This is a genomic window from Lysobacter panacisoli, from assembly GCF_009765165.1.
Taxonomy (GTDB): domain Bacteria; phylum Pseudomonadota; class Gammaproteobacteria; order Xanthomonadales; family Xanthomonadaceae; genus Lysobacter_J; species Lysobacter_J panacisoli.
In genome coordinates, this window is record NZ_VLNU01000001.1 from 3289936 (window position 1) to 3316737 (window position 26802).

Genomic DNA, 26802 nt, shown 5'->3' on the forward strand with positions numbered 1-26802 from the left:
GATCGTTCAACCCTGTCTCGACGCTATTCCGATCCGCCGCGGCCCGGAAGCCGATCCGGCGTGGACACGATGTTGCCCGGACGGCACCAATGCACGCGCGCCGGGCGTCGCCGCCCGGGGTCGTCCGCATGGCGTCGGGTCCTGGCGATCAACACTGCGCTTACTACCGCGTGGCTACAGCGGCGGGCGCCTGGCTCCTACCATCCCGGCCTCCAGGCAGAGACTGAACAGAGCAATGGACTTCGAACAGACCCGGATCGCCGCGGGGCCCGACGCATGCGCACGCAGCGTCATCGTGGCGCAGGTGACGCAGGCGCTTCATGCCTACGAAGACGCGGCGGACATCGCCGCGATCCTCTCAAACAGCGAGGTCTCGCCTGCGGATGTCGTGCGCGAGTTCGGGACGACGCAGGCGCTCGCGGGTTCGGTCGTGGGCATGATCGCGGACTGGATGCTGGCTCCGCTTGGATGGCCGTGCGAGGAATCATTCAGAGGGCAGCTTATCGAGTTCGCCCATCGCGCCACGAGTGAATACGTCGGTCTGCGGCTGCGGAACCTCTACCGCATCGCGGTGGACGAGGGCGCACGCGATTCGGGTATCCGCAACGAGCTCTATCGCAACGGTCCCCAGCGGATGCTGCAAGAGTTGACGCGCTTCTTCGACTCGGCGCGTACTGCAGGCGTAGGCCTGCACGCCGACAGTCAGCGTCTTGCGGTCTGCTTCATCGCGCTGTTGAGGACGCGCTGGGATCCGCTAAGCGTGTCGGATGCCACGGACACGACTCCCACGGAACGCGAGATTGCCGACCTTGTCGACACCTTCCTCACGGGTATCGGCGCGGAGGACGCCGATGCATAGGTCGCTCGCCAGCATGTTTGTTCGCCGGTCAGAGCCCGCGACCGTGGTCGATCGTGCAGTCGACGACGCAGTCATCGGGATCGATGCCAATGGGTCTCCGGTGACGATCGACGCTGCGGCGTGGCTGATCTGTTTCGTGCCCGGATTGCGCCGACAGTGGTGGCACCGCTACGCCCATGCCAGGCACAAGCATGTGTTCGCGCTGCGGCCACTCGGCGACGGCACCTGGCTGCTGGTCGAGCCGTGGTGGACGCGCATGATGGTGAACGTGCTGACGCTGGACGAGGCCATCCGCTTCCTGCGCTGGGGGGCGATGGGCGACATCCTCAAGGTGCGCGAGTCGATCCCGGGGCGCGGCTCGCAGATGCGCGGCTGGGCCAACTGCAGCGTGCTCGTATCGTTCCTGCTGGGTCGTTCGTACTGGACCTGGACGCCGAACGGCCTCTACCGGAAGCTGCGCGCCGAGACGGACGTCGAAGCGGTGGACCTGACGCGCTTCCTGCGCCTGCACGTCATGGCGGAAGCGGACAGGCAGTCGGCGAAGATGCTGAAGTGCGTTCCCTCGCGCCACGACGAACGCCTCGAAGACGCACTGTTCGAGCTGGGAACCGCCATCGTGACGGCGATGACGTCGGCCCCGGTCATCGACCTGCACAAGGTAGCGGTGTCGGAGTCGCGCCGATATCACGATGCCGCGATCGCCTACTGGACCTCCGGGCCTGAGCGCGCAATCAGGCGGATTCGCAAGGTGCTGATCGACGCGAAGAGGCGAGGGGAGATCGGATTCGACGACTGCGAAGCGGCTGCGCGCCGGTTCCTCGCGATGCTGCGCGGCAACCTGCAACTGGAGGTCGTGCTCGGCCACCATCCGTCGCCCAGCCACAAGGAAGTCCGCGAGCATGTCGAGTTCGTCGTCGCGATCTTCCTGCGCGGTGCCTGGCGCGTGGCGGAATCGCGCAGGGGCGGTTCCGGTGACCGCAAGTCCCGAGGCCATTCACCCGTCGCGACGGCCGCGCAGTTGCTGATCAGGGAGGTGGGCGAATCCATCCGCGACATCGTGCGCGGCGACGACTGGGCGTCGGTCGCCGGCTGCGCCGAAGCGCTGTGGAGCGAGTACGCGAGCTGCACGGGGCTGGCGTGGGAGGACGCGTCGCATCGCGTTCGCCACGCGTGGGAATCCTACGGCAAACGTAGTGCGGTGAGCCCCCCGTGACGAAGCGGAGGCCACGATCGCGTTGTGCCGCCTTTACGGGAACGCCTGCTGTCCGGCGATGGCGTGGTTCACATCGCGATGGCCGGCTTCGTCGTCACGCACGGCGATGACGACATCGCGCAGGCGTGCATCGTCCGCGAGCTTCCAGTACCCGATCGCGATCGGCGGCGCCGGAACGTTGTCGATGCGGCCGGCGTCGATCTCCTCGAGATAGCGTGTGTAGCTCACCACCGCCTCTTCCTCGAAGTAGCCGACCAGCCGGTGCGCCGTGCGTCGCGAGGCCAGGTAGAGCGTCAGGAAGAAGGTGAAGAACAGCGCCTGCGCGACCAGCACCATCATGCGTTCGAACCAGCTCGGCCGCGCGATCTCCATGAAGGTCATCAGGTGCATGCGCTCGTTGTCGGCTTCCTCCAGCAAGGCGCGGATCCAGCCCTCGTCGTCGCGCATCCAGCGCAGGCAATGCAGATGCAGCAGCGCGCCGCCGACCATGCCCGGCACCGCCGCGACCGTCTCCAGCACGATCGCGCGATTGCCGTAGCGCTTGGCGAACAGCGTGTCGGCGAAGAAGCGCAGGGCCCGCGTGGTGCCATAGGCCACCCGATCAGAAAGGTTGCGCACCGGGTGGTGGACGTCGACCGGAATCGGGTCGCCAGCGTTCATTCGTGTCTCCAGTCGGAAAGGCCGCCAACGGCGGATGCGCAATCTTTGGGGGCGCCGGCGCGTGCCGGAAGACGGTGCGCAGGACATGCATTGTTGACCGCCGCGCACCGTACGGCGCCGACAAGGCCGCCCGGAGCCGCGCAGAGAGCGTATTCAGTTCCCAATGGGAAACACGTTGTTGATCCGGGCACGACTTCTTGCCGCGAGCCCGTCTTCCTACCATCGGGGTCATGCAATGCGGTCCGCAGTCGAAATCCGGATGCCGACCGCCATTCCCACGACGGCGAGCCCGCTGACGCGGCCGCTGCGGGCACCCACGAGCCGATCCCGGTCGGCGGATAGAGGAATGCAGTCATGAGTCCAGCCGACACGCCCGCCCACAAGGTTCCCGCCCAGCTTCCGGAAGTCGACGGCGACTTCTACCTCTTCGCCAGAACGCTGTCCGAGGAGGAGAACGAGATCCGCCTGAAGGTCCGCGCCTTCATGGAGCAGGACGTCCAGCCGATCATTTCCGATTACTGGGAGCGCGACGAGTTCCCGTTCGAGATCCTGCCCGGGTTCAAGCAGCTGGGTATCAGCGGACTTTCCTACGAGGGATACGGCTGCACGCCGTGCAGCTCGGCCCTCCTGGGCTTCGTGATGATGGAAATGGCGCGGGTGGATTCGTCGATCTCCACCTTCTTCGGCGTGCACACCGGGCTGGCGATGGGCTCGATCTACCTGTGCGGATCCGAGGAGCAGAAGCAGAAGTGGCTGCCTCAGATGGCGAGGCTGGAGAAGGTCGGATCGTTCGGCTTGACCGAGCCGGAAGTCGGCTCCGGTACCGCCGGAGGCCTCACCACCACGGCCAAGCGCGATGGCGACAGCTGGATCCTCAATGGCCAGAAGAAGTGGATCGGCAACGCCACGTGGGGTGATCTCACCATCATCTGGGCGCGCGACCTCGACGACGGCCAGGTCAAGGGGTTCATCGTCGAGAACGCCACTCCGGGCTTCCACGTCGAGAAGATCCTGCACAAGATGGCGCTGCGGGTCGTGCAGAACGGCCTGATCACGCTCGAGAACTGCCGCGTCAGCGAGTCCGATCGCCTGCAGAACGCGAACTCGTTCAAGGACACGGCGCGTGTGCTGGCGACGACGCGCGCGGGCGTCGCATGGGAATCCGTCGGTTGTGCACGCGGCGCGTACGAGCACGCGCTCAGGTACGCACAACGCCGGGTGCAGTTCGGAAGGCCGATCGGCAGCTTCCAGCTGGTGCAGGACCTGCTGTTCCGCATGCTGTGCAACATCACGTCCACGCAGGCGCTGTGCCTGCGCCTGTCGCAGTTGCAGGACCAGGGCCTGATGCGCGACGAGCACGCCTCGCTCGCCAAGGGCGTGTGCACGGTGCGCATGCGCGAAACGGTGGGCTGGGCGCGTGAACTGCTCGGTGGCAACGGCATCCTGCTGGACCACCAGGTGGGACGTTTCGTCGCGGATGCCGAAGCGCTCTACTCGTACGAAGGAACCCGCGAGATGAACGCGCTGATCGTGGGCAGGGCCATCACGGGATTCAGCGCGTTCGTCTGACCTACTTTGAGGGCATCGCCTCGAGGAGAGGCCGGACAGGGATGGAACGGTGCGACGCGTGTTGAGCTGGTTCGCCATTGCCTCGCTGGTAATCCTGGCGGTGCTCGTCGGCGGCGTGCTGGTCGCGAACCGTCTCGCGCCACCGGCCACGGGCGAGCCGAGCCATGCGTTGCCGTTGCAGTCGGCGCAGACGGAACTCGATCGCGAGCTGTCGCCGCTGCTCGCGGCCCATCCCGGCAGGACCGGCGTGATCTTCCTCGTCGATGGCGTGGACGCGTTCGCCGCGCGGGCGATCGCGGCGCGCAAGGCCGGTCGCACGCTCGACCTCCAATACTTCATCTGGCACAACGACCTCACCGGTCGCCTGTTGGCGAGCGAAGCCCACGATGCCGCCGAGCGCGGCGTGCGCGTGCGGATCCTGCTCGACGACATGAACGCCCGCGGCCTCGATCCACACCTGCTCGCGCTGGACGCGCATCCGAACATCGAACTGCGCCTGTACAACCCGTTCCGCAATCGCGAGAACATCGGGCGCGCGTTCGAGCTGGCCCGGCGCATGGTCAGCATGAATCATCGCATGCACAACAAGGCGTGGATCGCCGACGGTCGGGTCGCGGTCATCGGTGGACGCAACATCGGCGAGCAGTATTTCAGCGCCGACGCCGAAGTGAACTTCCGCGACCTCGACCTGCTCTTGCTCGGGCCGGCGGTGGAGCAGGCGAGTGCCATCTTCGACCGCTACTGGAACAGCACCGCCGCGGTGCCGATGGCGACGCTGGGGGCGCGGGAACCGAAAGCGCTGCGCGACCTTCTTGCGGCCGTGGTTCGCGATGCCCGCGGCGAGCGCGCCCGACAATACCTGGATCGCGTGGAAGAGTCGCAACTGGTTCGCGAGCACTACCGCAGCGCCCTGCATCCGCATTGGAGCGCGGGCATCGAAGTCGTCGCCGATCCGCCCGTGAAATCGACGGACGACGATCGCGCGCAATGGATGGTCGCGCGGCTGACCTCGATGATCTCCGCCACACAACGCGAAGCGCTGGTGATCTCGCCCTATTTCGTGCCGGGCGAAGACGGGACGGCGAGGCTCGCGGCGCTGACCGGTCGCGGTATCCAGGTTGGCGTCGTCACCAACTCCCTTGCAGCAAACGACGTCTACGCCGTGCACAGCGGATACGCGGGATACCGGGAACGCCTGCTGCGGCAAGGCGTGGAGTTGTACGAGCTGCGCACGAACGAGCACGTTCATGCCGCGACGACGTTCGTCGGAACGCGCGCGGCGCTGCACACCAAGGCGTTCGTGCTGGACCGCTCGCGCGGGTTCGTCGGTTCCTTCAACGTCGATCCGCGTTCGAAGAACCTCAATACCGAGATGGGCGTTCTGTTCGACGATCCGGTGATGGCAGGGCACCTTCGCGAGGAGTATTTGCGGCTTGCAGGACCCGCGCTGAGCTACCGCGTGCAGATGGAGAAGGACGGTGCCTTGCGATGGATCGACGGTTCGCAATCTCCTCCGGTCGTCCTTGATTCCGAGCCGGACGCTGGCTTCGTGCGTCGCGTTCTCGCGCGCGCATCGGGCTGGCTGCCCATCGAGTCGCAACTGTAGCGCCGCGCCAGTCGTCCCTCCCATCGACGCAACCATCCGCGACACTTCATGACTTCATCACCGTCGAATACCGGATCATCGGGCGATCTCACCACGGCGTCCGCGCCGACGTCCATGTCCGCCGCCGAATCCCTGGAATCCGCGCGCTCGTGGGCCCTGCGAGCCGAGCAGGGCGACGGAAGTGCATCGAAGGCGTGGTTGAACTGTGCGATCGATGCCTGGCGCGCGATGGACACGGCCGACGACGCGCTGGCCGATGCGGCCACGGCCATTGCGACGCATGCGATCGACGAAGTGCTCTCACGAGCGATTCCTCGCATGGACGGTTGGGCGCCGGGACCGGTCGAGGTTGGGGAGGTGCGTCTTCAGGTCGAGTTCCGCGGCATTCCATCGCACCTGCGCGCGCCGTTTCGGATCCGACGCGCACGCGACGTGCCGATGGACGCGTTCGGTGGCCAGCGTTTCGGATGTGGTGGCTTCGGCGTGCCGCTGGCGGCGCTTTCCTCGGGCTGGCAGGAGGAGCCGATGAAGCGGCTCACGCCGCATTCGGGTGTGTTCCGCAATCTCACCGCCTGGATCGAGCCCGATCCCGAGCAAGTGCATGCGCCACCGCGTCTCGTATTGGCCGATCCGCAGGGTATCGACGGCGTCATGGTCGGTTCACGTCGGGTCGAACTCGCCCGCGATACGTCCGCAGCGTACGCGTGGGCGATGGATATCTCCAAGTTCGAGCGTTTGGGCCTGTGGGGATTGATCGGCGGCAAGCAGATCGGGCGCCGCGCCGGCGCGTACCTGCTCGAGGACTTCGATCCAAACAAGCGCCCGCTGGTGATGATCCACGGCCTGGGCAGCAATCCACTGATCTGGTCGCACCTGTCCAATGCGGTGTGGGGTGCGGAGGATCTTCGTGCCCGGTTCCAGATTTGGCAGATCGTCTACCAGACGGATGCACCGTTGCTGGCGGCGCGGTTGCGCGTGCAGGAGTACCTCGACGAGGCGTGGCGCACGCTCGATCCGCACGGCGAGGGCAGGGCGCGCGCGAACGCGGTGCTGGTCGGACACAGCATGGGCGGTGTGGTCGCGCGGCTGCTGTGCGCGCAGAGTGGCGATGCGTTGTGGAACGCGGCTTTCGTGGTACCGCCCGAGTCGCTCGACGCCAGCGCGGAAGACGTTGCGATGGTCACGCGGATCTTCCGCTTCCATCCCTATCCGGGAGTCGCGCGCGCGATATTCCTAGCCGCGCCACATCGCGGAAGTCCCAGTGCCGGCACGGTGCTGGGGCGCCTCACGGGCGATATCGTCGGTCGTCGCGCGGCCGAGGTGCATGCGCTGCGCCGCATCGCCACCGCGAACCCGTCCGCCATCCGCCCGGAAGTGCGCGAACTGTTCCAGGAAGGCTGGATCAACAGCATCACCACCCTGCGTTCGGAGCAGCCCGTGCGCCGCGCGGCCGAAGCGTTGTTGCCGTCGCCCGGATTCCCTTATCACACCATTGCCGGAGTACGGCCGGGCGATGGGGAAAGGACGGACGGCGTCGTGCCGCTCGACAGCGCGCTGATTCCCGGCGCTGCGTCGTCGCTCGTGGTCGAGTCTGGCCATCGAGTCCACGAGAACGCGCAGGCCATCGCGGAAGTGCTGCGGATCCTGCGCGAGTGAATGAGTGCGACACGGAATCCATCGCGCGATGATGGTCCGCGCAGCGCGTGCTCAGGTACCCGGGGTAACCTGGTGACCCCGATTCACCGCGATGTGTGCCCTGGCGGTACCGCACCGCGGCGCGAGCCGCGCACAAGCGTCTCACGAGCGAGCAACCCGTCCATCGCGCGACCGATGTTCACCTAGACGTCCGAGCTGCGTTGGCCGCGAGCGGTTCGACGTGACGTGGCTATCAATGGATTCGAACAGACCGCTCGCGCGTTTGACGGCGCGACACATGCCACGGACGAGCTACGGCGAATAGACGCCCAACCATCGAATACCTCTGACTGGTGCCCGCGCAGCCGCACGTCGGCTCGCCTGCGTGCGGACGCCGCGCATCGCGATCCCCCGCATGACGCATGAGGAGACATCGCCATGACCCACGCGCTAGGACGCGTCGTCGCCGACGGCCGCACGTTCACACACGCCGCACCGCTCAGTCTCAATCCCGGCCCCGGTCCGCTCGGCGGTCCGCGCTTCGTGTTCCTGCACTTCGATTCGGTGGTGCTCAATGGCGGCGCCCGGCTCGAAGTGGACCTCGGCTACGACACGGATGTGTTCACTGCCGCATCCGGCAGCGACTTCTGGTCGCGACCGATCAGCGGCGCGACCAGTCCGATCACGATGCGCATCGTCGGCGGTACGGGCAGCGCGAGGTTGCTGGAGTTCGGCAGCGGCGAGCCGACCCAGACCGCCAATCCACCGGGAACATCGATCGGCAGCCGGTCGAATCCAGATCCGTTCCTGATCACCAATCCGTACCAGGAGCCGATCTACGAAACCCGTCTGGAATGCCATCCTGGCTTCACATGGCGCAATGCACGCTGTTCGTTGCCGACCATTCCCGACGCCGTACGCGACCGCGTGCGCGCGGCGACGGGCATCATCGTCGAAGGGCACGATTTCACGCCGGGTGGCGGCGGCCACGTCAGCAGTTGCAGCGGAACGCTGATCGCGGGCGACCTGTTCCTCACCGCGCGCCATTGCATCACCGATCCATCGGGACGCGACGTGCGCAGCGCGTCGGTGACGTTCGACTACGAGACCGCATGCGATGGTAGTCGTCCCGCAGGACACAACCCGCGTTTCTTCAAGGTGGTGGAGGAGGTCGCATCGGGCACGTCCGCGACCGGCGGCACCAACACCAGCAACGACTGGGTGGTCGTGCGACTGGATGGCGCGCCAGGCGAACTGCCGGCGCCGCTGGAAATGCGCGATGCGGCGCTGATGGCGGGCGAAACCGTGTTCACCATGCACCATCCCAACGGTTCGGTGAAGAAGACCCAGGAGGGCGTGCACGGCGGCGGTACCAACATCATCGGCTTCGATTACTGCGGCGGCAGTTCGGGTTCGGCATTGTTCGACAGCAGCGGACGACTGGTGCGTGGACCGCTCAGCGTCGGGCCCCTCGGCAGCGCGTGCACGGTTGCTTACACCCAGCTCGCCGGCATCAAGTCGGCGCTGACCAGTCCGCCGCCACCGCCGGCGCCGCTGGACGTGATGATCGTGTTCGACCGTTCCGGCAGCATGGCCGGGCCCGCGCCGCCGATCGGACGCAGCAAGCTGGAGGAAGCGCAGGATGCATCCTCGCTGTTCGTCCAGCTCGTGCGGGAAGGGGTGGGCGATCGCCTCGGACTGGTGACTTTCAGTTCCGGCGCCGGCCTCGATCGTCCGCCCGGCGCCGCGGCCACGGTAAAACCGCTGCTGGTCGGACCGCCGCCGTTCACGAGTGGACAGATCGGTGCGATCAGCGCGGGCGGAGCGACGAGCATCGGTGCGGGCCTGGGCATGGCGCAGCTCGGCTTCGGCGCGAGTGTGGGCAATGGCCGCGCCATGTTGCTGCTCACCGACGGACTGCAGAACACCGCGCCGATGATCGAGGAGGTCGAATCGTTCCTCGGCACCACCAAGCTCAACGTGATCGGTTTCGGCTCGGATGCCGACATCGACGGTCCGCTGTTGACGCGCGTGGCGCATCAGCACGGCGGGCATTTCACGCGTGCGCTCGACGGCCTGGGGCTGCGCAAGTTCTTCGGCCTGAGTTTCGGCAACATCTTCGAAAGCGGTGCGCTGGCCGATCCGGAATTCGTGCTGCGCAAGGACCAGGCCGAGGCGACCCATCTGTTCCGCGTCTGCGGTGAGGAACACATCACCGTGATCCTTGGCTGGGACGATCCCGACACACGTCTGCGCGCACGGATCTACACGCCGAGCGGCAAGCTGGTGGCAGCGGACCGGCGCGTGCGCACCGTCTCCGGCCGCAGCTGGCTGTTCTGGAAGATCCCGCTTCCGTATGCGACCGAACGCGACGGCCAGTGGAAACTGATCGTCGATCGCGAACCGCAGATCCCGGTCATCCTGCGCAAGGTCCGCAAGTCCGCGAAGAGCGCCAAGGCCACGAAGAGCGTCAAGGCGAGCGTCGCCACGCACGCCGATACGACGCAGTTCCCGAGCGAGGTGCGCTACTTCTACCTCGTCACCGCGATCGGTGGACCGAAGCTCACCTATCTGGGGGCGCCTCGCCACGTCTACACCGGCGACGTGCTGCATCCGCGCGTGGCACTGCAGTACGGCAATGGCACGGTGCCGCACGATGCCGACGTGGAGCTGATCACCGAAACGCCGACCGTCGCGCTTGGAAGGCTGGCGATGGACGCCGGCCTGCGTGCACCGACGACATCGGGCGACGCGGTCGATGCGTTCCACGCCACGCTTCAGGCTGTCGCGCGTGGTCACGGCGGCAACTTGCCGGTCGGCACGACGCGAACCACGCTGTCGCTGTTCGATGATGGCGCGCACGAGGACGGCGCGATGGAGCCGGACGGCATCTACAACCATCCGTTGCATGACTTCACCCGCGCGGAAGGCACTTACACATTCCGTGCGGTCGCGACCTACGGCGAGAACTGTCGAGCGACGCGGGAAGTGCACTGGTCGGTGCATGTCGAACCGGGCATCGATCCGACGCGCACGCAGGTCACGCTGGTCGACGTACACGACGTCGGCGGCGGACGGCGCGGCACGCTGGTGCTGGTTCCGCACGATCGCTACGGCAATCCACTGGGTCCGGGACGAGGCGGCGTCTTCACCGTCGACCCGATCCCTGGCGTGGAGGTCATCGGCCCGGTGAAGGATCGCGGCGACGGCAGCTACGGCGTGGACGTGAGCTGGGATCCGGACGACACCAGCACGCCGGGCGTGATCGTGCAGCAGCCCGATCGTCCGCCGGTACCGGTCAGGCCGGGCAAGGACGGCAAGCCCGATTGCCCGCCTGATTGCAGCGACGCCGCGGGCAAACTGCTCGATTGCCTCGGCCTGCACGATCCGTCGGTCGAACGGGTGCGCGTCACGCGCGTCAACGTCGAGATCGACCTCAAGGACGATCCGTGCGACCCGTGCCGCGATCGCGACGACGACGGGCCGCACGATCCGAAGAAGCCGTCGAAGCCACGAAAGCCCGAGGGCGATTGCGGATGCTGAGCGCTCGTCGGAGAGGGCGGGGTAGCCATCGCAACCCGCCACGGCACTATGCTTGGAGCGGAGCAGGGCGGTCTATCGACCGCCTGCTTCCCATCCCGCCTCCAAGGAGCAGACCGTGTCCATGATGAGCCTCGTGCTGGCCGCTGCATCGGTAACGGCCGCCGTTCCTGCCGACACGATCGACCCGGCCACCCGCGCCGCGGTCGAAGCGACGTGCTTCGACTATGTCGACGGACAACTGGAGGGCGACCCCGCGCGTGTCGCCCGCTCGCTGCATCCGGACCTCGCCAAGCGTCGCGTGCTCGGCGACACCCCCGACGAACGCCTGGGCCTGCGCCGCATGAGCAAGGAGGAACTGGTCGAGCTGACGAAGGAAGGCGCGTTGAAGACACCGAAGGCGCAGTGGGACCGCTCGTGCCGGGTGCTCGACGTCGCCGGAAATACCGCGTCAGTCCGCGCGGAAACGCCCTGGTTCGTCGATTTCTTCCACATGGGCAAGTTCGGCGATCGCTGGATCATCGTCAACGCGCTGTGGTACTCGAAACCCAGGTAGCGCGTCGGCCGTCACGCGCGACGCAGCGCGATGGTCTCCCATGCGGCCACGATCACCAGGATCAGCGTCGTCGCCGTCCCCAGCGCGAGCGGGGACAGCAGGTGCGCCAGCGCGGCCGGCGCCAGCGCAGCGAGCAGGACGATGCCCGCGCAGTGCGACAGCGGCGGCCCGCGGCGTTCGTTGCAGACCCACTTGAACAGTGCGACGCCGAGCAGATAGAGCATCGGTCCGCCGATCATCGCCGCCATCGCGGCACGCCCATCGCCCTCGAAATGACCCGGATGCGCGAGCACCAGCTCGTCTGCCACGGCGCAGACGATGACGCCTGCGATGATCAGCAAGTGCAGGTAGGTGTAGGCCAGTCGCGCCTGGCGTCCGGGATCGCTCGAGTGCGCGATGCGATGGCTGGCCCGCTCGGCGCCGGTGTCGAAGTAGATCCACCACATCGCGACGCTGCCGAGGAAGGCCACGACGAACGCGGCGACGGTCGGCGTGGTCCATATCTGACCGGCGAACGTCGCGCCCGTCACCAGGATCGACTCGCCCAGCGCGATGATGACGAACAGTGCGCATCGCTCCGCCAGATGGTGGCCGTCGACGTCCCAGTCGACGGTGCTCGAACGCCCCATGCCGGGAACGTAGAAGTACAGCGCGGGCCCGAAGTACTCGATGGCGACCGCCGCGACCCACAAGGTCACGCGTGTCGTCTCTTCGGCCAGACCACCCGCCACCCAGAACGCACCCGAGATCATCAGCCACAGGGCGATGCGCACGAAGTTCTCGTGCAGCACGCGATGGTGGCCCCGCATCGCCACGGCGAAGAAGACGGTTCGGCCCACCTGCATCGCGGCGAACACTGCGCCGAACATCAGCCCACGTTCCTCGAAGGCCTGCGGAATCGAGGAAGACAACAACAGGCCGCCGAGCATCAATGCAAAGAGCATCACCCGCACCGGCGTGCGATCGGGGTCCAGCCAGTTGGTCACCCACGAGGTGAAGATCCACAGCCACCACACCGCCAGGAACAGCAGCAGCGTCCGCAGTGCGCCCTGCAGGGTCAGGTGTTCGAGGAGCGTGTGCGAGAGCTGGGTGACAGCGAACACGAACACCAGGTCGAAGAACAGCTCGACCATCGCGACACGATTGCCGTCCGCGGTACCGCGTTGGCGCAGGAGGGGAGAGGAGGGCGGTGTCATGTGGGCTTCGGTCCCCGGCACGGTTTGGAAGTCTGGACTGCCGGTGTCTACGCTCGTCGATAAAGGATTCGACCTGACTCCAGTGTTCACTTCAATGCAAATGAATCGATCCGCGAGCGATCCCAGAAGCTCTTGAAGACCGCGTGGTCCGGAATTCCGGTGACCAGCTCGCCCGGTTGCAGGAAACGGTAGAGCGCGCCGAGCGAACGGACTTCCACCTGCGACACACGGCGCAGCACGTGTTCGGGCCCGATCTGCTCCGGATGCTCCAGACCCGCCGCGCACAGAAGGTCGCGCAGGCCGCGCAGGGTGTTCTGGTGGAACTGGAACACGCGCGTGGCCTTGTCGGGAATGTCGAGCGAACGCCAGCGCGTCGGATCCTGCGTGGCGATGCCGGTTGGGCATCGGTCGGTGTGACAGCTCTGCGACTGGATGCATCCCAGCGCGAACATGAAGCCGCGCGCGGCGTTGCACCAGTCCGCGCCCATCGCCATCGTGCGTGCGATGTCGAACGCACTGACGACCTTGCCGGCCGCACCGATGCGGATGCTGCCGCGCAGGTCCAGCCCGACCAGTGTGTTGTGTACCAGCATCAGCGATTCGTGCATCGGCACGCCGACGTGGTCCATGAATTCCGCCGGGGCCGCGCCGGTACCGCCTTCGGCGCCATCCACGACGATGAAGTCCGGCAGCAGGCCGGTGTGGCGCATTGCCTTGGCGATGCCGAACCATTCCCACGGATGCCCGATCGCCAGCTTGAATCCCACCGGCTTGCCGCCCGACATGGACCGCAACCGTTCGACGAACTCCAGCAGTTCGATCGGCGTTGAGAACTCCGTGTGTCGCGACGGCGACACGCAGTCCACACCCTCGGGAACGCCGCGCGTGGCGGCGATCTCCGCCGTGACCTTCGCACCCGGCAGCACGCCACCGTGCCCGGGCTTGGCGCCCTGCGACAGCTTGATCTCGATCATTCGCACTTGTGGCAGGCACGCGTTTTCGGCGAAACGCGACGGATCGAACCGGCCTTCCGCGTCGCGGCAACCGAAGTAGCCCGAGCCGATCTCCCACACCAGATCGCCGCCCGGTCCGCGATGGTAGGGCGAGATCGAGCCTTCGCCGGTGTCGTGGTAGAAGTTGCCCCGTTTCGCACCTTCATTGAGCGCGTGGATCGCCGCAGCGGAGAGCGAACCGAAACTCATCGCCGAGATGTTCAGCACGCTGGCCGAGTAGGGCTGCTGCGCCTGGTTGCCGATGGTGAGGCGGAAGTCGTGCGACTCGATCTCGGCGGGCACCAACGAATGGTTGATCCATTCGTAATCCAGGCCGTACACGTCCTGCTGCGTGCCGAACGGACGCGTGTCGTTGACCGACTTCGAGCGCTGGTAGACCAGGGCGCGCTGCTGTCGCGAGAAAGGAACTTCGGCCGTGTCGGACTCGATGAAGTACTGCCGCATCTCCGGCCCGATCGACTCCAGCCCATAGCGGAAGTAGGCCAGGATCGGGTAATTGCGCCGCAGCGTGCTCCTGCGTTGCAGGACGTCCCACGTGCCCAGCACCGCCAGCACACCGAACACCACCGCGACCCACCACCAGTCCGGATCGATGAAGGCGACGACGGCGAAGAACACCGTGAGAACGATGCTCGCGATATAGGCGGAATACCGGGACATCCGGCCTCTCCTGGAAATGCGGGGCTGCACGACAGGGTAGCCCAGCGCTTCGGGATCCGCCTGGCCGGCGACTTAAGGGTAGTGCGCTCGCGCGGCTTGCGGATTGGCACGCGAAGCGATTGATTCGGGGAGGGAGCTCAAGGGCTCTGTTGATCGACGGCGGTCCTTCCTTGATGAAGTGCGTGGCGCCCGTCACCGCCTCGACGAATCGACGCAACGGCTGCGGCTGATGGAGCAGGAAGCGAGGGGAGGGGGTGTAGGCGCGAGCCCCCTTCCTTTAGTGAATGCATCGAGGAAGTGAGGTGGGCAAAACTGGCGCTTGTACCTGCGCCAGTTGGCCCTGCCCGCGCGGAATAGCGCATGGCATTAGCTCGCAGGTTGTAGATCACCCTCGGAACGGAAAAGTTGGACAACAGACTATGGCTTCCAGCAGGCCATGTTTGTAACGTATCCATTCGGTGAGGGGCCGTTGCCCGTAACGGTGATAGCGCATTGCGCAGCGCCGCACTGACAGCCGAGGATCGTCAGGTGAGAGATGCTTGTGTTGCCTCTTGCACAAGTGCAGGCAGGGGGCGCCGTCGCAGATTGGGCTGACGCACTGGGTGAAATCCAGGTGCTACCAAAGTAACCGATGATTGCTACACCCAAGGCCGCAGCAATGAGCGTCAACTTCGCTCTGTATGTCATGTCCATTCTCCTGTGCTCTTGGCGATCCGCGGAAGCGACTGGGACAGCGGGTGAGAGGCGCACGGCCTCGTCGATGGCAACGGCACTTGGACGCAAGACCGGCCGTTGGTCGCGCTTGACGAGTCATCTCTGGCGTGCACAATCGGGTTGTTGCCCGTAAGGCAAGCCCGTTCTCTATAGAGGCGCGGCCCAGTCGATTCTCATCGCTGGCTCCCGAACCCAAGCCGCTTTTAAGCGCTTGAGGTTCATCACTTGGAGCTGATGATGAATCGATCTGCCAAGCAGCGTTCTGCTGCTTTCCATTCCCAGAATGGTCTTTGCTACTACTGTGACCAGCCGATGTGGCTCCGTGATTGCGCTGCATTTGCCAGGGTGCACGGACTATCCAGGAAGCAAGCGCGGCAGTTTGAATGTACTGCCGAGCACTTGCTGCCTCGCTCTGCGGGCGGAACGCTGCGCTTGGACAACGTTGCGGCAGCATGTCGGTGCTGCAACTGGCGACGGGGACGCTTGCCCGTACTGATAGCGCCGGAGGCGTTTCGACGACACGTCCAAGAACGCTGCAAGGTCGGCAAGTGGCACAGCACGCTTCCTGCACGGCCGCATAAGGACCACCGTTAAGACGCAGCGATTCCTCGGTACCGATAGTCGGCCAGGCCTGCGAGCCGGAGTTCCATCTGATCCCGCCACATCAGTCCGCGTAGACGCTCGATGGTCATCCGCTGGCCGTCAGCCGAAACGAGATGGCGGCCTCGCAGCCGCCATCCGTACCATTCGTTCTCGAAGTCGAAGTTCATGCGGGCGCTCCTGGGGTAATGAGGGGGCGTGATGTCGACCGGAAGCAGGACAGTTCTGCACAGAACAGCCGCGCCAACGCCTCAGAAATGTCGGTGTGCCGTAGTTAATGTCTTCTTGGTTTGCCTTGCGGATCAATCGCTTGCGACGCTGATGGGGCGCGTCGCGTCCAAATCAGCGCCGCCGAGACGCGATCTAAGGTCAAGAATAGGGCGGAGGACGCGAATTAGCGTCTACCAACTTACCAGCTGTTGGACGGCGACGGAGAGTGCCCCGCGCGCTCATCGGGGCGCGCTGAGCGCCGCCCCGGGAATCAAGCCGGCGGAGCTGCAAGGCCGTCTATCGCTTGGCGATTACCTCCGCTGTCGCTGACGTCGTCCAGTAGAGCTCGGCTGACCCAAGCAACAAGAAGGCAGTCAGTTGCCCAAGGGCGCTCCGGGGTGTGAGGTCGAAGGGCGGGAGCGCACACGTACTCCATTGCCCTTGAGAGAGTTGGGTCGCCCTTCGACGTAGCTCGGCATATATCGACTCCCGAATCAGTTCGTCATCGCGAACGGCCTGCCGCATAGCTAATGCGGCGCCTTGCCTAACGGCGGCCCAGCAACAGTATCGCCATTGAGCGATCGACAGCGCAGGGTGAGTGTCACGATGTGCGAAAGCTACGTCCTTACACCAGGCTCGATCAAGCCGATGGCGTAGCAGTTGTCGCTCTAGGAAATGTTCTGCTTCGGCGAGAGCAAGTTCGTCCCATACCTGCAAGCGTACAAGCGCGCCGCCATCATCGAATGGGAGGCGCCTAAGCCTATGGCCGAGCGCGACCATGAGGGTTACGTGCGGCGGCTCGTGCCAGTTGCAGGACCCTCGAATACCTTCAAGCGGGGTCTCCTGAGAGGGATGCGAGGGCGTTTCCGCACCTGGTGACTCAATGACGCCCTGAGCTGAGAGCTGTGAGATCAACTGCTCCGTCAACCGACGCATCGGAGTAACGGCGAGGCGGCATTCCTGCGCACCAAGGAGCGCAGCAAAGTAGATGCACTGCCGGGGGCTTAGATCGTCAAGCATGGGCATGGAGCCGGTGGCGAGGCGCGCTCGCTACGCGCTTGTGTCGAATCTAAGAATAACTTAGTATCCGACTGAGGCGAACTTCCACACCCTATGGGCGATGCTCATTGGGGTAGTGGATGTGGTCGCGCCTGACAAAGAACGCTCGGTTTTTGCGCTGCGCCTTCGTGAGGCGCGCGAGCGGCTGGGCATCTCCCAAGTAGAACTCGGACGCCGAGCTGGGCTGGATCCTTCAGTGGCAAGTCCCAGGATCAACCAATACGAACAGGGACAGCACGTCCCGCACCATGCCACCGCTCGGCGGTTAGCCGAGGTGCTCGGTGTTCCGACGGCGTTCCTGTTCGCGGAGGACGACCAACTGGCGAGGCTCCTGGTTCTGTGGAGTGAAATGAACCCGTCAGAACGCAAGAAGCTTCTCAAACTTGTGGAGATTGAGCGCGGCGCCAACGCTTAATCCGGCGTGTCCGGGGAGTGACCGGCTACTAGCCACGCTGCGTAGAGGGCGCGCGCATCGACTAGTGCATGGTGCCGGCGAGCGCGTTCCGACGCTCGCTCCGTGAAGTAGTCCTCGATGGCTTGCGACACGCGTTCGTCCTGCAGGAGGGTGGACCGCAGATTAGCTGGCGGCGCCGTGCACTCACTGAGCTCGGACGGAAGCAGATCGAAGCCCGATATGGCCGCCAGCAGCAGCTGGCCATCGGTTGGATAGTCGTAGAGCACCACCGGCTCAGCTACATCGGCCAGGAATGTGCGTAGCGCATGGGTGAACTGGAGGTCGTTGAGCGCGACCTCACCGCCGTCGAGCAACGGGTACACGACTTCGCGGACAAAATCGGTGGGGTTGCCCGGCAGGGGATTGCGCTCAGCGTAGAAGGACGCGCCCGTCCGGCTATTCACCAAGGCGAGGCTTACCAGCTCACGTCCCTCCCAGTCCGCCCATTCGGTGTCCAAAAATAGGTAGGTATGTGGCATCAATGCTCCGAATCATGTGGGCCACCACTCGTTCGGCGCCATGAGCCCCTCACTCGTCTTCGATAACGTATCAGCAGAAGGCGTGCGAGCTCACGTTTGGAGGCCAGCATGACCAGTAAGAGACCGCCAACCGAATACGATCCGGCCACGTTGCACCTGCTCGACGGCTTATCGCCTGTTCGCGAGCGTGGTCCGACGATCTTGAATGGCGCGGACCTTTCCGCTGACGAACTACATCGGCTTTGCGAGATCCTGGCGGCAAACAAACACGTGTGGCAGGTCGAAGTGCTGGACGTGCAGTTGCGGAAGACCACGATATTTCGTGGGCAGATGCCGCCTGACAAGTGGCTTCGCGATCACAGTTAGAGGTGGACGCAAGGCAACTGGCTGACAGAGCTAATAGATACGGCGACAAGCCTGCTTGGCGCGCAACGCCCTTAGTGTGATCGCTTGGATCACGGCGGGGGGATAGAACCCATTCGCGAACCTGCCCGGCAGCACTCGCAAAAGCCGGGTGCATAGTCGCGAGCACTTCTGGCGTTAGCGGAGCCATATGTGTGGAGGCGCACGCGTTATCGCACTGGCGCGATTGCATGCTGCGAGGATGCTTGGAGAAGCGTGACAACGGATCGACCGCAAGTCCGATATAAATATATCAAACTGCATAAAAATCATGGACTTGCTAGCTATTTTGTATATCTAGCTCTAAGGCCAAAAAAGGCGTATGAGTAGGCTCTAACTTTCTCGCAGAGCCTTGATGACGCCTATCCGCTAGCCCGCCGTTGCCCTCCACACTGGGAAAAGACGAAAGCCCGGGCGCTGGCACGCCCGGGCTTTCATTGGTAACCGGTTTCGCTCCGATTGCCCCCAGCCTGCTCCCCTGAATCCTCGTCGTCAAGAGGAGGGCACCGTGCGGCCTGCATTTTCAGGAGGCCCGATGAAGCAGGTCAAACGAGTAGCGCGCCCTCTCGCCCCGCTCAATTTGCACGTGGGTGCTCAGGCCGTGTGGGAGAAGCGTCTGGTGCGCATAGAGGCGCTAAGCAGTGCCTCGCAGATCTATGTGCGCTGTATCGGCACTGGTGACACCGCGTGCGTGTCGTTGCAGGACTTGTCCGTACCGCGTCCGCTCAACTCGCGCGGGCCCATCCGGGCCGCCACGGAACCTGAGGCCGATGCCAAGGCTGTGGAGTGGTGCACGCAGCTCAAGCAGCTGGAGGCTAAGCAGTGCGCAGCGGAGGACGTCGCCCGACAGATGCACGTGTCGGTCAAGACCGTCATGCGGCGCCTGTCCAACTTTCGCGACAATCCGTTGCCTGGCGCGCAGGTGAAGGGGGTGCCCGGTCCGCCCCGCGGTTCCAAGCGCCTGACTCCGGCGCAGGAAGCGATCGTCGCGCACGTGATCGATCAGGACTACTTGCGTCCGGAGCGCCGCACGATCAGGGCCGTGGTCCGACGAATTGAGCAGGAATGCCGCGCAGCCAAGGTTAAGCCGCCGGAAATGAGGGCGGTGCGCGCCCGCATTCGCGCGCGTGAGCCGCTGCAGGTGGCGAAGGCCCGTCTGGGACCACACGAAGCGGAAGCAAAGCAGGCTCCTTCGATTCGCGGGGTTGAGACCTCCCGCGCGTTAGAGCTGGTGCAAATTGACCATGCCCTGATTGATCTGATCCTGGTCACGCCCGGCGAGGGGCGTCAGGTGATAGGTCGCCCATGGATCACGTTGGCAATCGACGTACATACCCGCTGCATCCTCGGCTACTACTTGGGCTTCGAATATCCAAACCAAACTGCGGTAGGCCTTTGCTTGGAACATGCCTGCTTGCCCAAGGGTTCTTGGCTGAAGCGCCTCGAGGTTGATGTCGACTACCCGATGTGCGGCCGCATGGAATGCGTTGCCTGGGACAACGGCAAGACGTTCCAGGCGCTCGGCGTACAGGCGCAATGCGAACGCTACGGCATCGCCCGGCGCACACGGCCGCCGTACAAGCCGCATTTCGGCGCCTACATCGAACGTTACATCGGTACCCTCATGGGCAAGGTGCATATGTTGCCCGGCACGACGTTCTCCAACAGCAAGCAGCGCGGTGATTACCCATCCGAGCGCCGGGCCGTGATGACGTTGCGGGAGTTTGAGCGTTGGGTCGCCTACGCAATTGCGGGCGAATACCACCACAGTCCGCATCGTGGTTTGAACGGGCTGACGCCGATGCAGGCCTGGACCAAAGCGTGGGCCGGTCCACGCGGCGAATGCCAGCTGCCGCCCCTAATCTCCGACCCCCGCGAGTTTATGCTGGGCTTCCTGCCGGCGAAAATGCGCAAGGTCACGCGCGAGGGGCTGGCTTTGCACGGGCTGCGGTACTGGGATCCCGCGCTGGCGCCGTTGATCAACAGCCAGCAGCTGTACCGCGTGCATTACCACCAAGGAGACCTGTCCAGGGTGTACCTGTACGTGGATGGCCATCATGTGGACATTCCACTGCTGGATCGCACACAGCCGCCTTTTTCCTTCTACGAGTTACAGGAAGCGCGCCGCGCGATGCGTGCCGAGGGCCGCCGCGCCCAGGATGAGACTGCGCTGTTCTCGGCACTGGACAAGCAACGTCAGATCGAAGACATCGCCGCGGCAACCAGCAAGAAGGCGCGGCGCAAGCAAGCGCTACGGCCGCAAGCTTCTCTTCCCGCGAAGACAGCCGTCGACTTCAGCCGGCCCGTCACCCCGATCGACACCAATTGGGAGGACGAGCTGTGAATGACAACCATCGTCCGCAGCCCTCGACGCCAACTGACGCCGGCGAGAGCAAGGAGCTTCGCTTTATCCCGGTCAGCAGTCACCTTGCCGCACTCAAATGGTTGCGACACCTGTACTGCCACGAGTACGGGCGCACGCGTCCGCTTAGTCTGCACCTGATGGGCGAGGCCGGCATGGGGAAATCGCGCATCCTTAAGCACTATCACGCCTTGCACCAGGGACGGCTGCGCGACCCGTCCGGCTTTCATCCCCTCCATGTGATTCTCGTGGAAGCGCCTGACGACGGAGACTGCCGGCGCTTGTGCGAAGGCTTGATCCGCGAGTGCCTGCCTAGCTTCGAACCAGGTCGACGGTTCCGCCACGTCGAGATGTGTGTCGAGGTGCTGATTCGTTCCGGTGTGCGCCAGGTTCTGATCGACGAGGCCGGGAACCTGCTGCATGCCGGACGTGTTCGCCAACAGCAAACGCTGGCCGTTCTCAAACGGCTTACCAACTGTGGCCTGACGTTGTGCATTGCCACTACCGAGAATATGCGCAATGTGCTCGCCGCGGACGAGCAACTGCATTCGCGCTTTCGCCCACTGCTCTTGCCGCGTTTTCAGGAGTCGGAGGAGTTCCGTGTGCTGCTGGCCGGCATTGACGCGCAGCAGCTAGGACCGTCGCACTTGGACAGCCAGCGCTTTGTGCGCTGGTTTCTCGCCAATGGCTATTGCACGACAGGCGCCATCGAGAAACTGATCTACAACGCAAGCCTGCGGGCGACGGGGCAGGGCAACACGGCATTGACGTTGGAACTGCTGCAGGAGGCCATGGCCGATCCGCTGCCGCCAGCGACACGTGGAGAAAGACGATGAATTTCGCCACGCTTCCACGCTGGGCAATGCCGGAGCCCGGTGAATCGCGGGCGTCATGGCTGGCGGCCACTGGGCGCCTGCAGCCGATGGGCCTCTCCGAATGGGAAGGCTGGATACGAGCGTCACCTGACGAGCCTGAACGCCCGCAGGCCGGTACTTGCTGGGAGCACCTGCCGAGTGTGCTGGGCGACCTCGGCGCGGTCGCGCCGACCTGGCGCCTGCACCCCGGCCAGCGCTCGGTGTACTGCGCACGCTGTTACGTCGACGACGGGCCGCAGCGGCGCTGGGTGATCCGGACCGAGTGGCTGGATGCGCGCCGGCTGACGTGCCGTTTGCATGCGCTGCCACTCTCGCCGACGCTCCCGGCGCTAGGCGAGGAGCCGGGCTGGACCCGCTGCATGACGCAACCTGAGCTGAGGGGCCTGGCCAACTGGTTGCACGGTTGGTGCCGTTGGGACGGCCGCGTGCCCGACTGGCAGCGGGAGTCGCTGTGGTGTCGCGACCTCGTGCGGTTGGCGGTGCGCAACTGGAGCCCCTTCAACGATCACCCGCCAGCAGTATTGGCGGCGTGGGAGCTGTACCTGTGGGGCTGGCAGTATCAGACGCGATCGCCGGTGTTCCGGCCTGGCGAACCGGGCCGGCTAGGGAGCCTGTCGGCGGCGGAGCGGGTGGGAGCGCTGCTAGTCATGCACCGCTGCTGGGCGGCGCTGCGTGGCATCGAGGCCGACACCCCGCTGCCGCGTTTACCTGCGGCCGCCTGGGAGTGGTTCCTGCGCCGCTGGTGGCCACGCTTGCGCGCCGCCGATCGCGCGCGGGTGGCGCAGGTGGCGGCGCAGTGCACCGACTCCGCGCGGCGTCCGTTGCCCAGGCGCGCCGCCGACTCGAGCTAGCTCTTCGAACAAGGCGAAGGGCGTCAGTATCGCGATCGACGAGCCGCGCCGCGGGACTAGTGGGCGGTTCGCCGGCGTGCTGCCGACGGCGAGTGGTGCAACGCCTATGAGCAGGGATGATGCGGAAGATCAGAGTGGGGATAAGGCCAGGTTATCGGGGTAGGGCGGCCGACTCGCGGTACCCATTGCCCTCACTTCTCTGCCTGATCCCTTGCGTCGAGGTCTGCGGCATTGGGAATCGGTGTGGTAGGAATCGAAAAGGCGAAGGTTGCGCCCGGCCCGTCGTTGGCGCTCGCCCAGAGCTTGCCCCCGTGGCGGTCCACGATCGTCTTGCTTACCGACAGCCCCATGCCCATGCCGTGCGGCTTGGTCGTGAAGAATGCTTCGAAGATCCTGTCTAGGTCTTCAGCTGCCACGCCGGAACCCGTGTCGCGTACTGTGAATTGCACGATGCCGGGCTCTGCTCCAGACGATTCGACGGTGATCGTGCGTGAGCCCTTGCTGGTGCTCGAAAGGGCGTCCGCAGCGTTCAGCAAGAGGTTGAGGATGACCTGCTGCAGCTGGATGCGGTCGCCCATGAGCGGCGGCACGCGCTCGTCGAAGCTGGACTTCAACGCAATACCGCGCCGTTGCATGTCGTGGGCGCAGATTGACAGGACTTCCTGCGCGGCTTCGTTGAAGTTGAACAGCTCGGAAGCGAAGTCCTGTTTCCGGTAAAGCCCGCGAAGACGCTTGATGACCTCGGAAGCCCGGTTCGCGTCGCGGATACTGCGCTGGGCCGTTCGGGTCGCACCCTCGATGTCCGGTTCATCGGCCGCCAGCATGCGCAGGCATGTGCTGGCGTTGGCCAGGATCCCGGAGAGAGGTTGGTTGACCTCGTGCGCGATCGAGGCAGTCAGTTCGCCAAGGGTCATTACCCGAGTCGCATGGGTCAGCTCGGAACGTAGTTTCTCGACCGCGTCCTCTGCTCGGCGGCGGCGCGTGATGTCTTGCGAAACGCCAATGCACTCCCGACGTCCGTCGTCGTAGTTGAACAGCACCGTGGATTGGCTCAGATACTTGATCCGGCCGTCCGGCATGATGATCCGCTCGATGTTCTCGACGCTCTCCTCACCCCTGAAGATGCGTGCGATCTTTTCCTCGACGATGGCGCGATCGTCGGGGTGGACGATAGGCAGGAGCGCCGGTGGGCCGAGATCCGTAGTGGGTTCCACTTCCCAGATCCGAAACATCTGCTCGGACCAGACGAGCTTGTTGTTGACAAGGTCCCACGAAAAGGAGCCCGTTTCGCTGATTCGTTCGGCGGTGCGCAGGAGATACTCGCGTCGCCTGAGTTCGTCCTCGGCCCGAGATCGTTCGATGGCGATGCTCGCGATGTGGACAGCGCGTTGGATGATGTCCTGCTCATGCGCTTGCATCGCAGTAGAGCGGCGATGGTAGATGCACAGCGTCCCCAGGATGCCGCCCGCCCTTGAACGGATCGGCGTGCTCCACACGGCTCGCAAGCCGTGTTCAAGCAGCTGCGTGCGGTGCGGTGACTCCAACCAGCGTGGGTCGGTTTCCAGGTCGTCTACGATCACCTGGACGCTGTCGGCCACAGCCAATGCGCAGGGTGCCAATCCGACTTCGACCGCCTGCCCGGTAATCAGGTCCTCAAGCGAGGAGGGGCGCGATGGAGATACGCTGAACTCGAAAACCGTGCCTGTCCCTTCTAGCAGGTGCGCCTCGCATACACAGCCGGGTAGGACGCTTTCGGTCACGCTGCACAGCGTTGCGAGTATGTCGTGCAGGAATCTGCCCGAAGCGATCAGCTCAAGCAGTTGTCTTTCGCCCGCCAGCATCAGAGTGGCGCGCTTCTGTTCGTCGATATCGACGTTCGCGCCGTACCACTTAACGACCTCACCCCTATCATTGCGCAACGGATGGGCGCGGAAGCTGAACCAGCGATACGCACCATCGTGTCTTCGCACACGTGCCTGCGCCTCGCCCCCTGTCCCGCTTGCGCCCAGTTGCTGCCAGGTCGCGATGATCGCAGCCAGATCGTCGGGGTGGATCACGCGCGTCCATTGCCAGTCGCGTAACTCCTCCTCCGGAAGCCCGACGTAGTCCAGGTAATGCCTGTTAAAGAAGTCCGCACCGCCGTCCGCTCGCGCCGACCAGGCCAGCGTGGGGATCGTGTCGATGGTCAACCTCAGATTGCGTTCGCTTTCCAGCAGTGCTTCTTCAGCCAGAGTGCGGTCGTGGACGTCGTTGACCACGCCGTGCCAGGCGATGATCGCTCCCTGTGCGTCGCGAAGTGGGTGGGCCTGGTTGTCGCACCAGCGGTACTCGCCGCTGTTGTGCAGGAAGCGGACCTTGCGACGATAAGGCGTTTCCGCGGCCACCGCGCCCAGCCACGCCTCGACTGTCCCGTCACGGTCTTCGGGATGGGTCAGGTGCACCCATTCCGACGCCATGATCTTCTCGTCGGCACGTCCGAACCACTCCCGCATGCGCGCGTTGAGGTAATTGACAGAGCCGTCCGTGCCCGCCGAGAACACGTTCGCGGGGATGGTGTCGATCGTCTGGGCGAGGCGACGTTCGCTCGCCCGGAGTGCTTCCTCGGCGAGCTTGCGATCGTGGATGTCGACGCATGAGCCGTACCATTTGACGATCCTCCCCTCGCCGTCGCGCAGGGGGAGTGCCAACGTCAGGATCCAACGATACGTTTGGTCGGCGACATGGAAGTGGCGTACTTCGACGGAATAAGGTGCGCCGGTTGCGATGCAGCCGCGCCAGATTTCGGCAGTGGGCGCGCGATCGTCCGGATGGAGCAGGTTCACCCACTTATCGTTCATCACCGTCTCGGCGGTGAGGCCGCTATAGGCCAGCAGGCGTTCGTTGCAATAGTCGATGTCGCCTTCGGCCGTGGCGCTCCACAGCATCTGCGGGAACGTTTCGGCCTGATGGTGCAGATTCCTCTCGTTCGTGCGGATGGCCTGCTCAGCGCGCTTGCGATCGTCGATATCAAAGAGCAGTACGTACCAGGCGACGATCGTGCCCCTCGCATCGCGTAGCGGTTGACCGCGATTGTCGAACCAGCGGTACTCCCCGTCGAAGCGCCGCAACCGTTGCTCGATCACATACGGCATGCCAGACGCAATCGAGCCTCCGAATGCCTCGGCGACATGAGGCATGTCCTCGGGGTGGACCGTGCCGTTGGTGCCCCAGTCACGCAGCTCCTCGATTGTCTGTCCGCAGTACTCCTTGATCTTCGTGTTGACCTGTTCGACGCGGCCGTCGGGACCGAGGATCGCGACGAGCCCGGGTAGCCCTTCGATCAGCGACGCCGCGCCGAGCTGCATCGGCTGACGGCGCTCCTCGCTCCGCAGTTTGGTCTCTTGCAGGGCGCGCTGCGCCTGGTCGCGGGCAACGGAGAGAACCAGCAGCTCGGAATCGGATGGAAAATCGCGGCGCGCGGCGGCCGCTACGAGCATTCCAGAGCCGTGAGGAGGGTCGATGGAAAGGGTGGCTATCGACGTCGGGTGGCCGAAGAGGGTGGCAAGCGCGGTAGCGGGCCATTGATGCGGATCGGCGCCGAGTGATCGCCGCAGTTCCTCGTTGACCACCTTCGTGTCGGAGAGGCCGGCCCCGTGCGCGCCGGCCGCGTGGAGTTCGTCGTCGAGCATGACCAGCACGAAGTCGACACGGAGCAACGAGAGGAGCGCTTCGGCCACTGAGCTGCCGATCTCCGGTACCTGGCGCTCAGGCCATGAAGCCGAGCGTGCAAGCAGATCCAGCAGGTCGTCGAGGCAGCCGCGTAGCCCTGCTATCTCCAGGTCCCGCTTGTCGCGCCTGACGGTATCGCTCACAACGCACCGCCGGTACTGCGCTGCCGTACGGCGTAGAGATCGAGTTGCTCCAGCAGGGCATCAAGGAATGCAGGCACATTCCGTGCCGTTTTGGGAGGCCGGCGGTCGTACCGAATTGAATCCAACTGACTCATACAGTGACTCCCATCGCCCATCCGGCCAGAGACGTTGGCGCCCGTCAGGATGCATCCTGACGGCCTGACGCGGCACAAATATCACAGTATGGTTCCGCAGGACACGCGGTTTGCTTCTCCGGCTCATGCGCGGACGAATCCATACCTAGGTGCCATCGCGCTTCGCGTCCTCGGCTGATTACATGGCGATGACCGCGCTCCATTGACCCGGCGGCCTGCCGTTCGAACATTCGGATACGAAAGTTGGCGTGTCCGGACACATCACCGATACACGGGCGCCGCAGTCTGTTGGTCGCCATGAATC

Annotated in this window: 19 protein-coding genes; 13 read left to right on the forward strand and 6 right to left on the reverse strand. The window is 64.7% G+C overall.

The features are described from left to right. The first annotated feature begins 235 nt into the window (after positions 1 to 235). On the forward strand, positions 236 to 859 hold the full coding sequence (locus tag FOF45_RS15485) for a TetR/AcrR family transcriptional regulator C-terminal domain-containing protein (RefSeq protein ID WP_158986409.1): 624 nt from the start codon (positions 236 to 238) through the stop codon (positions 857 to 859). A 100-nt stretch (positions 860 to 959) separates the two neighbouring features. Beyond that, entirely contained in the window at positions 960 to 2072 is a 1113-nt protein-coding gene (locus FOF45_RS15490; RefSeq protein ID WP_158986411.1) for a TetR/AcrR family transcriptional regulator C-terminal domain-containing protein, read from the forward strand. Between the two features lie 33 nt (positions 2073 to 2105). Here the strand turns inward: FOF45_RS15490 and FOF45_RS15495 are convergent, their stop codons facing one another. Then, positions 2106 to 2732 carry an alternative oxidase gene (locus FOF45_RS15495; RefSeq protein WP_158986412.1) on the reverse strand — a complete coding sequence of 209 codons (627 nt, stop codon included), beginning with the start codon at positions 2730 to 2732 and terminating at the stop codon, positions 2106 to 2108. A gap of 354 nt (positions 2733 to 3086) precedes the next feature. Between FOF45_RS15495 and FOF45_RS15500 the strand changes: the two genes are divergently transcribed. The 5 genes from FOF45_RS15500 to FOF45_RS15520 all read left to right on the forward strand — a co-directional run bounded on the left by FOF45_RS15500 (position 3087) and on the right by FOF45_RS15520 (position 11638). Then, positions 3087 to 4301 carry an acyl-CoA dehydrogenase family protein gene (locus tag FOF45_RS15500; protein ID WP_158986414.1) on the forward strand — a complete coding sequence of 405 codons (1215 nt, stop codon included), beginning with the start codon at positions 3087 to 3089 and terminating at the stop codon, positions 4299 to 4301. A gap of 58 nt (positions 4302 to 4359) precedes the next feature. Next, positions 4360 to 5907, forward strand: coding sequence for a phospholipase D family protein (locus FOF45_RS15505; protein WP_233264159.1), 1548 nt, complete (start codon positions 4360 to 4362; stop codon positions 5905 to 5907). 114 nt (positions 5908 to 6021) lie between these two features. After that, positions 6022 to 7563 carry an alpha/beta fold hydrolase gene (locus FOF45_RS15510; RefSeq protein WP_158986418.1) on the forward strand — a complete coding sequence of 514 codons (1542 nt, stop codon included), beginning with the start codon at positions 6022 to 6024 and terminating at the stop codon, positions 7561 to 7563. Between the two features lie 417 nt (positions 7564 to 7980). Continuing rightward, on the forward strand, positions 7981 to 11085 hold the full coding sequence (locus FOF45_RS15515) for a trypsin-like peptidase domain-containing protein (protein ID WP_158986420.1): 3105 nt from the start codon (positions 7981 to 7983) through the stop codon (positions 11083 to 11085). A 121-nt stretch (positions 11086 to 11206) separates the two neighbouring features. Next, positions 11207 to 11638, forward strand: coding sequence for a nuclear transport factor 2 family protein (locus FOF45_RS15520; RefSeq protein ID WP_199244581.1), 432 nt, complete (start codon positions 11207 to 11209; stop codon positions 11636 to 11638). 11 nt (positions 11639 to 11649) lie between these two features. Here the strand turns inward: FOF45_RS15520 and FOF45_RS15525 are convergent, their stop codons facing one another. Continuing rightward, a complete protein-coding gene (locus tag FOF45_RS15525) occupies positions 11650 to 12834 on the reverse strand; it encodes a low temperature requirement protein A (RefSeq protein ID WP_158986424.1) in 1185 nt (394 codons plus the stop codon). 86 nt (positions 12835 to 12920) lie between these two features. Next, positions 12921 to 14507 carry an FMN-binding glutamate synthase family protein gene (locus tag FOF45_RS15530; protein ID WP_158986426.1) on the reverse strand — a complete coding sequence of 529 codons (1587 nt, stop codon included), beginning with the start codon at positions 14505 to 14507 and terminating at the stop codon, positions 12921 to 12923. Between the two features lie 1026 nt (positions 14508 to 15533). On the opposite strand from FOF45_RS15530, the gene FOF45_RS18535 reads away from it, so the two are divergent. After that, positions 15534 to 15815 (forward strand): HNH endonuclease, encoded by a 282-nt coding sequence (locus tag FOF45_RS18535; protein WP_425481963.1) that lies wholly within the window; start codon positions 15534 to 15536, stop codon positions 15813 to 15815. Here FOF45_RS18535 and FOF45_RS15540 read toward each other — a convergent pair. Further along, entirely contained in the window at positions 15812 to 15991 is a 180-nt protein-coding gene (locus tag FOF45_RS15540; RefSeq protein WP_158986429.1) for a DUF3653 domain-containing protein, read from the reverse strand. The genes FOF45_RS18535 and FOF45_RS15540 overlap by 4 nt on opposite strands. A 1160-nt stretch (positions 15992 to 17151) precedes the next feature. Here FOF45_RS15540 and FOF45_RS15545 point away from each other — a divergent pair. Next, positions 17152 to 17505 carry a helix-turn-helix domain-containing protein gene (locus FOF45_RS15545; protein ID WP_158986431.1) on the forward strand — a complete coding sequence of 118 codons (354 nt, stop codon included), beginning with the start codon at positions 17152 to 17154 and terminating at the stop codon, positions 17503 to 17505. Here the strand turns inward: FOF45_RS15545 and FOF45_RS15550 are convergent. Further along, positions 17502 to 18023 carry a 3'-5' exoribonuclease gene (locus FOF45_RS15550; RefSeq protein ID WP_158986433.1) on the reverse strand — a complete coding sequence of 174 codons (522 nt, stop codon included), beginning with the start codon at positions 18021 to 18023 and terminating at the stop codon, positions 17502 to 17504. The genes FOF45_RS15545 and FOF45_RS15550 overlap by 4 nt on opposite strands. Positions 18024 to 18131: 108 nt before the next feature. Here FOF45_RS15550 and FOF45_RS15555 point away from each other — a divergent pair, with 108 nt between their 5' ends. The 4 genes from FOF45_RS15555 to FOF45_RS15570 all read left to right on the forward strand — a co-directional run bounded on the left by FOF45_RS15555 (position 18132) and on the right by FOF45_RS15570 (position 22513). Continuing rightward, complete coding sequence (locus FOF45_RS15555; RefSeq protein WP_158986435.1) at positions 18132 to 18389, forward strand: hypothetical protein; 258 nt, start codon at positions 18132 to 18134, stop codon at positions 18387 to 18389. Positions 18390 to 18960: 571 nt separating this feature from the next. After that, a complete protein-coding gene (locus FOF45_RS15560; RefSeq protein WP_158986437.1) occupies positions 18961 to 20769 on the forward strand; it encodes a Mu transposase C-terminal domain-containing protein in 1809 nt (602 codons plus the stop codon). Then, complete coding sequence (locus tag FOF45_RS15565) at positions 20766 to 21623, forward strand: TniB family NTP-binding protein (protein ID WP_158986440.1); 858 nt, start codon at positions 20766 to 20768, stop codon at positions 21621 to 21623. The genes FOF45_RS15560 and FOF45_RS15565 overlap by 4 nt, the downstream gene beginning before the upstream one ends. Then, positions 21620 to 22513, forward strand: coding sequence for a hypothetical protein (locus FOF45_RS15570; RefSeq protein WP_158986442.1), 894 nt, complete (start codon positions 21620 to 21622; stop codon positions 22511 to 22513). The genes FOF45_RS15565 and FOF45_RS15570 overlap by 4 nt, the downstream gene beginning before the upstream one ends. A 191-nt stretch (positions 22514 to 22704) precedes the next feature. On the opposite strand, the gene FOF45_RS15575 is transcribed toward FOF45_RS15570, so the two are convergent. Beyond that, on the reverse strand, positions 22705 to 26364 hold the full coding sequence (locus FOF45_RS15575; RefSeq protein ID WP_158986444.1) for a PAS domain-containing protein: 3660 nt from the start codon (positions 26362 to 26364) through the stop codon (positions 22705 to 22707). Positions 26365 to 26802: the final 438 nt, after the last annotated feature.